The organism is Cellulosilyticum sp. (assembly GCF_982396655.1).
Window position 1 is genome coordinate 56,426 of sequence record NZ_CEVXFV010000004.1, and the last position, 13,868, is coordinate 70,293.

Here is a 13,868-nt window from a genome sequence, read left to right on the forward strand (position 1 = left end):
TGCTTTTTTTTGTTAAGAATTGGCAACTAATGAGAAAATAAACCTTTAAATCTATTTAGCCAATGACCTCTTGTTGATTCATTTTCTACTGGCATTTCACAAATACATTTAGCAATCTCTTTATATGCAACGCTTGACTTAGCCTTCTTATCATAAATACTAATAGGTACTTGAGCTTTTCCTGCCATAAATAACTTCTCATCATATGGTACAAAGCCGCTATAATGAATATCTAAACTTAAAAAGGCCTTTGCCACACCTTGTAAGTTTTGAAAAACTTGTACAGCTTCTTGTTTTGATACAGCTTTATTAATGATGATATTGATTTTGACCTTCTCTACCATATGACTTGCAATTGTTTTAATAAGTGCATAACCATCTGTAATAGATGTAGGTTCTGGCGTAATTACAATATATACTTCTTGTGCAAGCTTACAAAACTTTAATACAATCTCATTAATACCAGCACCTGTGTCCACAACTAAAAGATCGCCTACTTCTTCTAATGAAGCTAAGGCACGGCTTACCTTTTCAATTTGTGCGGGTGTTAAAAACAACATTTCTTTAATGCCCGACCCACCAGAAATAAATGAAATATCATATTTACTCTGTGTCACAAGTTCCTTTATTTCACATTGTTCATTTAATAAATGAGAGAGATTATATTTCGGTCTTTCTCCTAATATAATCTCTACATTAGCAAGTCCAAAGTCTGCATCTAAAATAATAGGCTTTTTGCCTAGTTCTTTAAGTGCAAGTGCTAAATTAACACTTAAGTTACTTTTTCCTACACCGCCCTTTCCGCTAGCTACTGTAATAACTTTCATATTGCCATTGGTTTCAAGCGGTTCATTTCCCATATTATTTGCCACTAGTGTTCTTAATACCTGTGCTTGATCATTCATACTGTATTCTCCCTAGTAAATCAACAATGTATTCTTCTTCATTAAACAGTTTAATATCGGCTGGTACATTTTGACCTGTTGTTACATATTTAATTGGACGTTGTGCATAGCAAGAAATATTTAATATATTTCCCACTTCATCAGTTTCATCTAACTTGGTAATAATCAGTTCAAAGTCATTTGAATCTCTTCCATAAGTATCAATAATATTCATAACATCCTTAGCTGCTGTATTGGCATTCATAACTAAAAATACCCTTTTCTCATTCACACAGTTTAACAGATTCCATAATTCTTCAACTTGTTCCTTGTTTTTATGAGAACGTCCTGCTGTATCTATGAAAATATGGTCCATATGTGCCCACTTTTCTAAAAGCTGTGGAATATCTTTTTCATCATATATGATTTCTATTGGTACCCCTAGAATATCTGCATAAGTTTTAAGCTGTTCAATCGCGGCTATACGATATGTATCCGATGTAAAAAGTACCACCTTCTTCTTTTTCTCTAGCACATACTTAGCTGTAAGCTTTGCAATGGTAGTTGTTTTTCCAACACCTGTAGAACCAATAAAAAATACTGTTTGTGGTAATTCTTCTTTTACCTCATGCTCACCTAATAGCTCCTCTATCTTTGTATATAATAGGCGTACAACGTTTTCAACATCAGCTTCATCTTCCACTGCTGATAAAATCCCATCACATAGAGGCTTTTTAATCCCTATACTTAAGAACTTGTCTTCTAATATAGTGAGAAGCTCATTCTTATGACTACTTAGTGGGTCTATATTATTTGTACTGTTGGCATTTGCATTTTGTTGCATATACTTTAAAGTTACTTCCATATTTTTTATTTGTTCATTTAAACTTGATAGCATCTTAGCTGTTGAAGCTTCCTCTTCTTTCTTGAGTACAATTGGCATAGCTTCTTGCATCACATCATGTATACTATCAGTTGCCTCATCATTTTCATCTTTTACAGCAATTGTTACAACTGTTTTAGCTTGTTTAAAAAATTTAAAGCGTCCTACTGCTTCTTTTTGTGTGCTTAGTACAACTGCCTTATCTCCGTACTGCTTTTCAATTTGACTTAAAATAACCTTTTCATCTTTACCCTTAATCTTTAGTATTCTCATGCAATGCTCACCATTCCTATTGATTGAACTTCTACATTTTGTTCTACTTCATTGTAAGAAATAACAATTAAATCTGGTATATACTGCGCCGTTAGTTGCTTAAAGTAAATTCGTACAATTGGTGAAGTTAAAATAATAGGTTGAAGTCCAATTGATGTTAATTTATTAATTTCTTTCTTTAATGCATTAATTATCATTTGAATTGTCTTTGGATCAAGTGCAATGTAAGCACCTTGCTCTGTATGTTGTACATGCTCCATAATTTGCTGCTCTATGGCTGGGTCTAATGTAATCACTTGATTTGTACCCGAATTAAATATGCGTTTAGAAATGGCACGAGATAATCCTTGTCTTACATATTCCGTAAGCACATCCGTATCTTTAATAGATGTAGCATAATCTGCAAGTACTTCACAGATTGTCACAAGGTCTCTTATAGATACACCTTCTTGTAAAAGGTTTGCAAGTACCTTTTGAATATCCCCTATACTTAAAAGCTTTGGTGTTAACTCACTAATCAGTGTAGGATGTGTTTCATTTACATTATTTATTAATGTTTGAACATCTTGTCTACTTAAAAGTTCATGTAAATAGCGCTTGATTACTTCTGTCAAATGGGTCGCCACAATAGATGGACAGTCAACTACTGTGTAACCTCTCATCTCAGCTTTTTCTCTTTGTGCTTCTGTAATCCATAATGCTGGTAAGCCGAAAGCTGGTTCTGTTGTAGCAATACCATCAATTTCTTCTTCTACATAGCCTGGATTCATAGCCATATAATGGTCAAATAAGATTTCACCTTTTGCCACTTCAATACCTTTTATCTTAATACTATAAGCATTAGGTTGCAGCTGAATATTATCTCTTAAGCGCACAATTGGTACAATCGTTCCTAATTCTAGCGCAATTTGTCTTCTAATCATAACAACACGATCCAATAAGTCTCCACCTTGATTTACATCAGCCAGCGGAATCATACCATAACCAAACTCTAATTCAATCGGGTCTACCTGTAATAAAGAAATAACATTTTCTGGTTTACGAATTTCCCCGACTTCTTCATCTTCTGAAGCAATTTCATCCTCTACAGCTTGTACTTGTTTCATCTTACCGATGCGATACGCTAAGAAGAACCAGACAGCTGCCATCGGCAACGTAGTAAGTGGCCCCATTGGTGTAAATACACCAAAGATAATTAAAACAACACCTACAACATAAAGTACAACTGGTGAATAAGCAACTTGTCCTAAAATAACATTACTCATACTATCTTCTGAAGCTGTTTTCGTTACTAAGATACCTGTTGCAATAGAAATAAGTAGGGATGGAATTGCACTAACAAGACCGTCCCCAACAGTCATAACTGTATATTTTTGAAGTGCTTCTCCAAACTCCATGTCCTTCATAACGACACCTATGACAATACCACCTACAATATTAATAAGTGTAATAAAAATACCAACCACAGCATCATTCTTTACGAATTTAGATGCACCATCCATGGAACCAAAAAACGCCGCTTCATCTTGAATCTTTTTTCGCCTTTTTTTAGCTTCTGCTTCATCAATAAAACCTGTATTTAAGTCCGCATCAATCGCCATTTGTTTACCAGGCATCGCATCTAATGTAAAACGTGCTGTTACTTCAGCAACACGCTCTGAGCCTTTTGTGATAACCTGCATATTTACAATTGTAATAATAACGAAGATAATAATCCCAATGACTAATTCTCCGCCTGCAACGAATTCTCCAAAGGTCTGTACAACTTCTCCTGCATAACCATCTTGTAAAATAAGCCTTGTACTTGAAATATTTAAGCCTAATCTAAAAAGTGTCGTTAAAAGTAACAACGTTGGAAATAATGATAGATCAAGAGGTTCTTTTGAAAAAAGTGCACTCAATAATATCATAGCTGCTATAGAAATATTTAAAATAAGTAGCAAACTTAATACGGCATCCGGCAATGGAATAATAATTAAAAATATGATAGCAATAACAAATAACCCTAGTATTGCATCTCCCGCTTTAAATTTCACTTTAACCCCTCCTATTTTTTATGTTTGTTTTCCAAATTATATACAAAGGCCAAAACTTCTGCTACTGCCCCATATAATTCTGGTGGAATCTCTCTATCTAAATCAACAGTGTAATAGAGCGACCTGGCTAGTGGTCTATTTTCTACAATCTGTATATTACACTCTTTTGCTTTTTCTTTAATTTTTTGTGCCACATAATCTACACCTTTTGCAACAACTACTGGTGCACTTCCTTTTTCAGGATCATATTTTATGGCTACTGCAAAATGCGTTGGGTTAGTAATGATAACATCTGCATCTGGTACAGCTTGCATCATACGTCTCATAGAACCTTCTCGCATCTTTTGTCTAATCTTACCTTTAATTTGTGGGTCCCCTTCAGCATTTTTATATTCCTCTTTAATCTCCTGCTTTGTCATTTTAATGCTATCTTCATGCTTGTAACGCTGATAAACATAATCAAGTACTGCTAGGATTAAGAATGCTCCCCCCACAAAGAAACCAATATTTAAAATAGTACCCCCTATATTCTTAAAAATCTGTGGAATACTCATATCATAAAACTTTAAAAATAAAGGTACCTTAGCAATAATCATCTTATAAACAACAGTTCCCAACACACTTACCTTAGCTGTTGAAATAAGTAAGTTCACAATCATATCCTTAGAAAACATTCTCTTAAAGCCATTCATAGGGTTCATTTTTGAAAACTTAGGCTGCATAGGTTCCCAAGTTACTTTAAATCCTACTTGAATATAACTAATGATAAAAGCGACAAATCCTAAAATAAGCCATAGCGGTACACATATAATTAAAAGCGACTTAATGCCTTCTCCAATATTAAGAAGTAAGTAACTTTCATTCTGAATCTGAACATTATCTCCTAAATGTAGAAAGCTATACTTTATATATCTTGTAATTTGGTTTAACATATAGCTCCCTAACACGGTCATTGCACCGCAAAACCCCACTATGATAACTGCTGTATTTAAATCATTACTTTTAGCGACTTGTCCCTTTTTTCTAGAGTCTTCACGCTTTTTACTGGTGGCCTTCTCTGTTCTACCTTCACTTTCTGCCGAGAAAAACTGAAGATCTAAAGTAATTAATTGCTTATTCACTGTGGCATCATTCCTTGTATTAAATTCATAATTGTATTCGTTAATCCATCTGTAATCATTGTATTAAATGTCGGTATTAAATTAAGTGTTAATATAATTAGTATAAATAACACTAACATTTTAAGTGGAATACCAATGACAAACATATTCATTTGTGGTACTGTTCTAGCCAATATACCAAGACCACAGTCAATAATTACAAGAATACTTAAGATTGGAATTGCAAGTTTGAAACCTATTATAAAATACTCGCCAACCGCATCTATTATAGTAGGGGTAATACTTTCACTAAAAACTGCTTTATTAATAGGAATCACATGGAATGACTCTACTACCATTTGAATAAACCAATGATAACCACCACTTGTTATAAAAAGTACTGCAAATGCTAATTGATAAAGCTTTCCTATAGTAGGTACCTGTGCACTACTTGTGGGATCCATAATCGTACTCATACTTAAACCGCCTTGTGTGCTCCATAAACTCCCTACAAAACTGTAAATCTGAAAGTATATACGAAATGAAAACCCTATTATAAGTCCTACAACAGCTTCCTTTATAACTGCTAATGTAAATCCTAAAAGCGTCTCATTGTATGTAATGCTTATCTCTCCTATCGTTAGTGCTGTAATAAGTGATAAACATAATGCAACCCCACTAATCGCCTTAAGTGGTACTTTAGTTTCATTTATAATGGGTAAAAAAGCAATGGCACATACAATGCGACAAAATATTAATAAAAACACATCGATATGCGTATATAAATACATTAATTCTTCCATGCCATCATTCCTTATAATAATGTACTAAAGAGACTAAACATCCTAATTGTATATGTCTCTAAAATATTCATAATCCATGGACCAAATAAAATAAGAGCTAAGAATACACCTATTATTTTAGGCACAAAAGATAATGTTTGTTCTTGAATTGAGGTTGCTGTTTGAAAGATACTGATAATAAGACCAATTAATAAACCTGTTAATAATAGTGGGAGTGATGCCTTAATAATCATCAGCATCGTCTCACGCATAATGTCTAAGACAAGTTGTTCCATAGTATCCTCCTAAGTAAATGTTTTTAAAATCTGACCTATGATTAAATTCCAACCATCGACTAAAATAAATAATAATACCTTAAATGGCAATGAAATCATAGCTGGTGGTAACATCATCATCCCCATGGACATAAGTGTTGATGAGACCACCATATCTATTACAATGAAAGGTAAATAGATTAAAAATCCTATGATAAATCCAGCACGTAACTCACTAATAATAAACGCTGGTACTAATACATGTAGAGGTATTTCTTTTAATATTTGACTACTATCCGTTATAGGTTCTCTTCCTGATAAATCCATAAACAATTTAATATCTTCATCACGTACTTGAGCCAGCATAAATTCTTTTAAAGGTTCTACCCCTCTTTCAATCGCTTGCTCCTGCGTAATCTCATGATTCTGATATGGATCAATGGCATTGGTTTTTATATTTGAAAAAATAGGGCTCATTACAAAGAATGTTAAAAATAGAGCAAGCCCTACTAAAATTTGATTTGGTGGCATTGTTGTCGTTCCAATAGCCGATCTTAGAAAATGTAATGAAATAATAATCCTAAGAAATGATGTCATCATAATTAAAATAGATGGTGCTAAAGCTAAAATAGTAAGTACAAATACCATTTGCAATGCACTGCTTGTTGATTGCACATCACTTGCATTTTCACCACCAATTGTTATACTTGGAAATGTAATACTTGTGGCCATTACATTAGGGCTTAAAATTACAAAGCATCCTAAGACAAGGCTACAAACAAGTATTATATTCTTTATCTTATTCTTCGTCATGGGCTTCCACCTTTTTACCTTTCACAAAATGGCTAAGTTGTTCTGCAAAAGACACAGAGGCTACTTCTTTAAACTGAAGTTCTTTTTCATCAATTTGTCTGCAATAGTTTAGACCTTGTTTTTGTCCACCTGCAAAAAGATGATAGGCATTTCCTACTTTAATAATATAAATATAGTTAGCTCCACCTACTTGAAGAACTTCGACTATTTCCATATTTTTATTAAAGTGCATTTTTTTACTCATCATCGCCATTTTTTGTGTCACATAATATGTAAGGGCTAAAATACCTGCAAAAACGATAAGTAATAATATAATGTCGAATATATCTTTTGTCATCTTAACCTCCATTCTAGATAATCTTCATCACCATTTTATTTATATTTACGTATATACAAGTATTAGTGGTAGCCCAAGGACATACCACTAATACACATTGCATGCATAAATATACGTTATATTCAGGTGAATTTTTACACTGTATAAATATGCATTTTATTATCTTACTGTTTATCCTACTACTTTTCTAACAGCTTCAAGTACACGGTCTGCTTGGAAAGGTTTAACAATAAAGTCTCTTGCACCTGCTTGAATTGATTCAATAACCATCGCTTGTTGTCCCATTGCTGAACACATTACAATTTTAGCACCTGGATCAAAACCTTTGATAGCTTTAACAGCATCAATACCATTCATCTCTGGCATTGTAATATCCATAAGCACGAGATCTGGTGTTAACTCCTTATACTTATCAACAGCTTTTAAACCATTTTCTGCTTCACCTGCTACTTCATAGCCATTTTTACTTAAAATATCTTTAATCATCATACGCATGAATGCTGCATCATCAACTATTAATACTTTTTTTGCCATAATCTATACACCTCTCCTTAAATTCTTTGTTCTGGATTAATAATGTCTGTAATACGAATTCCAAAATTCTCATCAATTACAACAACTTCGCCATTTGCTACAAACTTGCCATTAACTAATACATCTACTGGTTCTCCCACTAAACGTGAAAGTTCAATAATACTGCCTGGTCCAAACTCAAGTATTTCTTTAATCTTACGTGTAGTACGTCCAAGTTCTACAGATACCTCTAAAGAAACATCCATTAAGAGATCCATATTTTCTTTTGGATAAACCTTTTGACGTGTATCAAAGGTTTGGAACTGTGGTGTTTGAACATCTACATCTGCTTTCATTGCTGTTTCCCCATAATAACTTGGGCCGCTTTGCATAGGTGCAGTTTGCATTTGTGGTGGTACCTCCATTTTTGGCTGATATGTTGCCTGTGTTGGCGCTTGCATTTGTGGCTGTGGTGTACTCACTGGTTGTTCTACTACTGGCTCTGGATGCTTAATTGGTGCACCACTTGTTTCCTCTTCCTCTAACAAACCTGCAATTAAACTTTTAGCAAAACCAATTGGATGAATTTGCATAAGTTCACTATCAATAATATTTTCTTCTATTTGAAGCCTAAATGATACCTTTACTACATTACCTTTAGGACCAAATATACTTTCTAAATTAGTTCCTTTTTGAACAGCTTGTGGTGGACTAATATCAATCTTTTTATTAAAGATTTGCGCCATAGATGTAGAAGATGAACCAATCATTTGATTCATAGATTCTGCAATGGCACTTAAATGTAAGTCTGTTACTGGTCCTTCTACATAAGCACCAGTTCCTCCCATCATTAAGTCTGCAATCACCTTAACATCGTTGTCTTTTAAGATCATTAAATTTGACCCTATGAACCCTTCAGTATAATCTACTGAGACAGCTGTTAAATCGCTTGTTAATGTGCTCATAAAGTCGTCCCAACTCATTACTTCTACTTTAGGTGTCGTAATCATGACTTTATGATTTAATAAAGTGAACAGTGTTGTTGCAGCTGTTCCCATACTGATGTTTCCGATTTCCCCTAAAGCATCTATTTCTTCTGGGCTTAGTGTTTCTTCATTTTGAAGATTCATTTGTTCATTGTCTGCATTATCATCAGAAGTACTACTATCTGAATCGATATTTCCTAATAATGCATTAATCTCCTCTTGGGAAAGCATTTCGGCTACCATTACTCATCCTCCCTCTGTATTACCTCATTAATTTTTATTGCTACTTTGTTTTTATATTCTCCTGGTGTACCTGAGAACTTTAATATGTTGCCTACATAAACATCAAGATCTGAATCAATATCCTTATCTAATTTCACAATGTCTGCACACTTAAGTTCAAGAAACTCCCTGACCGTAATATGTGTTTTACCTAGTACAGCTCTTACTGGAACTTTACTCTTCTCAATCATTCGCTGAATATATTCTTCATATGAAGGCCCAAGTTCTTGTTCCTTTTGTGTAAACCAATACTTTGTGTTTAGCTTGTCCATAATAGATTCAATCACTAAATGTGGAATACATATATTCATCATACCAGCTACATTCCCTATTTTTATATTAAGTGTCACAAGGGCAATGATTTCATTAGGTGATATAATTTGCACGACTTGAGAGTTTGTTTCAATCTTCTCTAGCATTGGCTCAAGATCAACCACATTTTTCCAAGGTTCTCTTAATAATTGCACAAATTGAACGAATATCTTTTCTAAAATAACACGTTCAATATCTGTAAATTCTCTAATCTTCTCAAGCCCTACACCACTTCCTCCTAAAACACGATCAATAATTGCATATCCCATATTCGGAGTAAGTTCTAATAAAATTGAACCTTTCAGCGGTTTAAAATCTGCAATTGCTAAAATAACGGGGTTGATTAAGGCATTCGAGAATTCCGAATACGTAACAGCTTCTGAATTCATTACTTCGACTGATACAAGCGTTCTTAAATGTCCTGATAAATAAGTTGAAACTAATCTTGCATAACTTTCAAATATGATTTCTAATGTTCTAAGCTGCTCTTTCGAGAATTTTGAAGGTCTGGCGAAATCATATACTTTTACACCTTTTTGCTCATTAGCTTCTTGAATCTCATTTACACTAAGCTCTCCTGTGTTGAGTGCTTTGAATAGCTCATCTATTTCGCTTTGTGACAATACTTCACCCACGTTTTGTCACCTCCTTTTGTCTTGTGTTTTATTGCACTTATTTTCATGCAATAAACTTAAATTATAGAGAAACAAACTCTAAAATTGAATTATCCATCTTACAAAGCCGTTTCTCTTAATGTTTTCATATCATTACAATATAATAAATAATTAAAGTTTATAAATGTAAAATCTTATCTACTGTACAAAGAAATCTTTGAAATATACTTCTTTAATAAGTTCTGTATCTAGAAGCTTATTAAGTCTATTTACAATTTCACTACCAAGTTTCGTCTGTGCATCTGCCTTAGACATCATACTATAAGTTTGTTCTCTTATTACTTGTATAATTTCATTTCTTATAAGTGCTATATTTTCACTATAAAGAGTTGTAAAGGCCTCATATTCTTTTTTAGAAGATTGATCCACCCCTAAACTTACATGTATTCTAGCGATATGTTGTACACTGCCTTCTTCATATACATTGCTTGTGATTGCTTCTTCTAATTCAATTTTTGCTAAATCTGTTTTTTTAATCTCTACTTTTGTTGTCTCTGTTACTTGTGCTGGTGTTTTCTTAAGCTGAGTTAGGATAAAGAATGTACTTCCTGCTACTGCTAACCCTAAAACCACAAACCCAATGATAACAAATAACTTAAACTTATTTTCCAAGTACGTCCACGCCTTTCTACTGTGCTGTCAATGATTTGCCAATTTTAATCTCTACACGTCTGTTTTTACTTCTGCCTTCTTCTGTGCTGTTATCAGCAATTGGATGGTATTCTGACATGCCTTCTATTGAAAGCTTTGTTGGATCAAATCCCATCTCTTCTATATAGAACCTTGCCACCGCTGCTGCCCTTGCACCAGATAGCTCAAAGTTACTTGGGAACTGCGCTGTATGAATAGGTCTATTATCTGTATGTCCTTCAAATCGTAGTGTATACCCCTGGCCGACACATTCCTTAAGTTTAGGTGAAAGTGCATCTAATGTAGGTATAGCACCTGCTTTAATTTCTGCCTTTCCACTTTCAAAAAGAAGTGTTTCTGCAAAACGAATAATAATTTCATCGCCATCTTTTTCAATTACAAGCTGATCATCAATCTTTTCTTTACTTGTATACTCTTGTAATTCCTTCTGAAGTTTGATAAGCGCTTCATTAAGCTGAGCAGCTTGCTGTAAATCTAAATTACTTTTAGGTGCTGGAAATTGACTCACACCATTTCCTAATATATTAGCATTTTCATTAATTGTATCTGCCCCGTCTAATATCCCTATAGAACCATCAAATGAAGCAATAACTGCTTTGAACTTTGCAGCATCTATTGTAGACATTGAAAAAAGTAATACGAAAAAGGTGAGGAGCAAGGTCATCATATCACCATATGTATTCATATAGGCTGGTGCACCTTTTTTAGGTTCATCTTCTTTCTTTTTCATCTAGGTTCACCACCTTACTCTTCATTATTAGCTTCTTGACCGATTGTACCGCGACTTGCTGGTGATAAAAAGGCCTTTAATTTTTCCTCAATAACACGTGGATTTTCTCCAGCTTGTATTGAAAGCAATCCTTCAATCATAACTTGCTTATGTAAAACTTCTTCTGCACTTCTTACTTTAAGCTTATTTGCAACAGGTCCTGCTATATAGTTTGCCAACATGGAACCATATAAGGTTGTAATAAGGGCAACCCCCATTTTAGGTCCAATCGTTGTTGGGTCATCTAAGTCTCCTAACATACCGATAAGCCCGATAAGCGTCCCAATCATCCCCCAACCAGGACCAGCTTCAGCAATACCTTCCCAAAACTTTTGATGTTCCTTATGTCTTGTTTCAATAAAGGCAATCTCTGTTTCTAGAATGCTACGAAGAAGCTCTGCATCTGTACCATCTACAATCAGCATAATTCCTTTTTGCAAGAATTGGTCATCCATATTTTGTGCAATCTCTTCAAGGGCAAGTAACCCTTCTTTTCTTGCTGCAAAAGCAAGTTCATTAATTTTTTGAATGACCGCTGTTGGATCTGTTTCTTTACTTGAAAATACATGTTTAATTGTTTTTAGTGACTCTAAAAACTTTTGTAAGGGAGTAGAAATAAGCATCCCCGCAATTGTTCCACCGATTACAATTAAGATGGAACCTGGATCTACGAAGCCCATAAGGCTCGCCCCAGTCTGCATGATACCGAATACCATGCAGGCTGCCCCTACTACTAACCCTACTATTGTTGAAATATCCATCTTCCCACTCCTAACTTTCTACTGGAAGTAATGTTTTTCTTTTATATGCTATGATTTTGTCTATTACCTCCTGAGTTGTTTCTTTTACCACATATTTATTGCCATTGGTCATGGTAAGCACGGTATCAGGTGTTTCTTCTATCGTTTCGATTAAATCTGAGTTAAGCGCAAAACCTTGTGTATTTAACTTAGTAAGTGTAATCATAGTCCTCTCCTAACTACTTAAGATTAGTTAGCTCTTGTAACATTTCATCTGATACAGAAATAATACGAGAGTTAGCTTGGAATCCTCTTTGTGTAATAATCATATCTGTAAATTCACTTGAAAGGTCTACGTTAGACATCTCTAGAACACCTGTATTAAATACGCCAGCTTTACCAATACCATCGAAATCCCCTGAGTTAGTTGTGGCACTGTAAAGATTATCTCCTACTTTTTCAAGACCAGCTGGATTATCAAACTCTGCAACGACTACTTGCGCAATAGGACGTTTATCCCCATTATCATAACTCGCTGTAATAATTCCATCAGCACCAATGCTATAGCCTGTAAGTGTTCCTGCTGTATTACCATTTAATGTCTTAGGGTCAATATCTGACTTTGTAGCATATTGTGTAAGACCCGTAATATCTACATCTAAATCACTAATTACTGAACCAGTTGAAAGTGTTGTTGTTCCTGTTGCTGTCCCAGTTCCTCCACCGAAACTAATTTTTAAATTTTTATCCGTAGTATTTAATGTACCATTTGAAGTAAATGTTAAACTATCTGGTGTAACAGAAATACCAGGAACTGATATTTCATTACCTGCTGCATCACTAATGGTTGTGCCTGGTTTGACAGTCCACTGATTTGGTTCATATTCAACTGGGTCAGTGCCAGCCTTTGCAACTCTTTCAAAACTTAATTGAAGTTTATAGGCATTTCCTACACTATCATAAAAACTCATTTGTGTTGTATATGCTCCTGTATCTGTATTACAAAGATTTCCTGCTAGTTGTGTTTTAGTTGTCATAGTTGGTGTTGAACTTTTAATAGTTGGATCTGCTAAGTTAATTGGTTGTACTTCTTGTTGGGAAATAACATACTGATTTGTTGTATCATCATATACAGATGGCCAACCTTGTACTTTCATACCATTCGAAATAATTAAATTCCCTTCATCATCTTGTCTTAATGCACCAGCACGTGTGAAGTAAGTACCTTCCGCATCACCTACAACGATAAATCCATCACCATTAATCATAAGGTCAAATGGGTTATCTGTTCTTTGTGCAGCACCTTGTGTCATAAGCATGTCGATTGATGAAACATTTACACCAAGACCTACTTGCATAGGGTTAAGCCCACCACGTCCTGTATCTTCGCTTGCTGAACTGGCACCTTGAAGTGTTTGTGAAAACACATCACTAAAAGTTACACGTTGTGATTTATACCCTACCGTATTTACATTAGCGATATTATTACCAATAACATCCATTCTAGTTTGATGTACCTTAAGCCCAGATACACCAGAAAACATTGATCTCATCATAA

At 34.4% G+C, this 13,868-nt stretch carries 16 protein-coding genes; all 16 read right to left on the reverse strand.

Annotation, left to right across the window (positions count from 1 at the left end):
• Window positions 1-26 precede the first annotated feature (26 nt).
• The 16 genes from AC1VAQ_RS02865 to AC1VAQ_RS02940 all read right to left on the reverse strand — a co-directional run bounded on the left by AC1VAQ_RS02865 (window position 27) and on the right by AC1VAQ_RS02940 (window position 13,866).
• Window positions 27-905 carry a MinD/ParA family protein gene (locus AC1VAQ_RS02865; protein WP_302595226.1) on the reverse strand — a complete coding sequence of 293 codons (879 nt, stop codon included), beginning with the start codon at window positions 903-905 and terminating at the stop codon, window positions 27-29.
• A complete protein-coding gene (gene flhF / locus AC1VAQ_RS02870; protein ID WP_302595223.1) occupies window positions 898-2,040 on the reverse strand; it encodes a flagellar biosynthesis GTPase FlhF in 1,143 nt (380 codons plus the stop codon). Before flhF ends, AC1VAQ_RS02865 begins: the two co-directional genes overlap by 8 nt.
• On the reverse strand, window positions 2,037-4,076 hold the full coding sequence (gene flhA, locus AC1VAQ_RS02875; RefSeq protein WP_302595221.1) for a flagellar biosynthesis protein FlhA: 2,040 nt from the start codon (window positions 4,074-4,076) through the stop codon (window positions 2,037-2,039). The genes flhF and flhA overlap by 4 nt, the downstream gene beginning before the upstream one ends.
• A gap of 11 nt (window positions 4,077-4,087) precedes the next feature.
• Window positions 4,088-5,197, reverse strand: a complete 1,110-nt coding sequence (gene flhB / locus AC1VAQ_RS02880) for a flagellar biosynthesis protein FlhB (RefSeq protein ID WP_302595219.1) — start codon at window positions 5,195-5,197, stop codon at window positions 4,088-4,090.
• Window positions 5,194-5,979 carry a flagellar biosynthetic protein FliR gene (gene fliR, locus AC1VAQ_RS02885; RefSeq protein ID WP_302595217.1) on the reverse strand — a complete coding sequence of 262 codons (786 nt, stop codon included), beginning with the start codon at window positions 5,977-5,979 and terminating at the stop codon, window positions 5,194-5,196. Before fliR ends, flhB begins: the two co-directional genes overlap by 4 nt.
• Before the next feature lie 11 nt (window positions 5,980-5,990).
• The gene (gene fliQ, locus AC1VAQ_RS02890) at window positions 5,991-6,254 is read right to left on the reverse strand and encodes a flagellar biosynthesis protein FliQ (protein ID WP_302595215.1); all 264 of its coding nucleotides are present in this window, start codon (window positions 6,252-6,254) and stop codon (window positions 5,991-5,993) included.
• A 9-nt stretch (window positions 6,255-6,263) separates the two neighbouring features.
• Complete coding sequence (gene fliP, locus AC1VAQ_RS02895; protein WP_302595213.1) at window positions 6,264-7,046, reverse strand: flagellar type III secretion system pore protein FliP; 783 nt, start codon at window positions 7,044-7,046, stop codon at window positions 6,264-6,266.
• Entirely contained in the window at window positions 7,033-7,383 is a 351-nt protein-coding gene (locus AC1VAQ_RS02900; protein ID WP_302595211.1) for a flagellar biosynthetic protein FliO, read from the reverse strand. The genes fliP and AC1VAQ_RS02900 overlap by 14 nt, the downstream gene beginning before the upstream one ends.
• A gap of 171 nt (window positions 7,384-7,554) precedes the next feature.
• Window positions 7,555-7,917: a response regulator gene (locus AC1VAQ_RS02905; protein WP_302595208.1), complete on the reverse strand. Its 363-nt coding sequence runs from the start codon at window positions 7,915-7,917 to the stop codon at window positions 7,555-7,557.
• Between the two features lie 17 nt (window positions 7,918-7,934).
• On the reverse strand, window positions 7,935-9,125 hold the full coding sequence (gene fliY, locus AC1VAQ_RS02910) for a flagellar motor switch phosphatase FliY (protein ID WP_302595207.1): 1,191 nt from the start codon (window positions 9,123-9,125) through the stop codon (window positions 7,935-7,937).
• A complete protein-coding gene (gene fliM / locus AC1VAQ_RS02915) occupies window positions 9,125-10,111 on the reverse strand; it encodes a flagellar motor switch protein FliM (RefSeq protein WP_302595205.1) in 987 nt (328 codons plus the stop codon). The genes fliY and fliM overlap by 1 nt, the downstream gene beginning before the upstream one ends.
• Window positions 10,112-10,288: 177 nt before the next feature.
• Entirely contained in the window at window positions 10,289-10,762 is a 474-nt protein-coding gene (locus AC1VAQ_RS02920) for a flagellar basal body-associated FliL family protein (protein WP_302595203.1), read from the reverse strand.
• Between the two features lie 16 nt (window positions 10,763-10,778).
• The gene (locus tag AC1VAQ_RS02925; RefSeq protein ID WP_302595202.1) at window positions 10,779-11,531 is read right to left on the reverse strand and encodes a flagellar motor protein MotB; all 753 of its coding nucleotides are present in this window, start codon (window positions 11,529-11,531) and stop codon (window positions 10,779-10,781) included.
• A 14-nt stretch (window positions 11,532-11,545) separates the two neighbouring features.
• On the reverse strand, window positions 11,546-12,331 hold the full coding sequence (locus tag AC1VAQ_RS02930) for a motility protein A (RefSeq protein ID WP_302595200.1): 786 nt from the start codon (window positions 12,329-12,331) through the stop codon (window positions 11,546-11,548).
• Window positions 12,332-12,341: 10 nt separating this feature from the next.
• On the reverse strand, window positions 12,342-12,536 hold the full coding sequence (locus AC1VAQ_RS02935) for a flagellar FlbD family protein (protein WP_302595199.1): 195 nt from the start codon (window positions 12,534-12,536) through the stop codon (window positions 12,342-12,344).
• A 13-nt stretch (window positions 12,537-12,549) separates the two neighbouring features.
• Window positions 12,550-13,866, reverse strand: coding sequence for a flagellar hook protein FlgE (locus tag AC1VAQ_RS02940; protein ID WP_302595198.1), 1,317 nt, complete (start codon window positions 13,864-13,866; stop codon window positions 12,550-12,552).
• Between the last annotated feature and the right edge of the window lie 2 nt (window positions 13,867-13,868).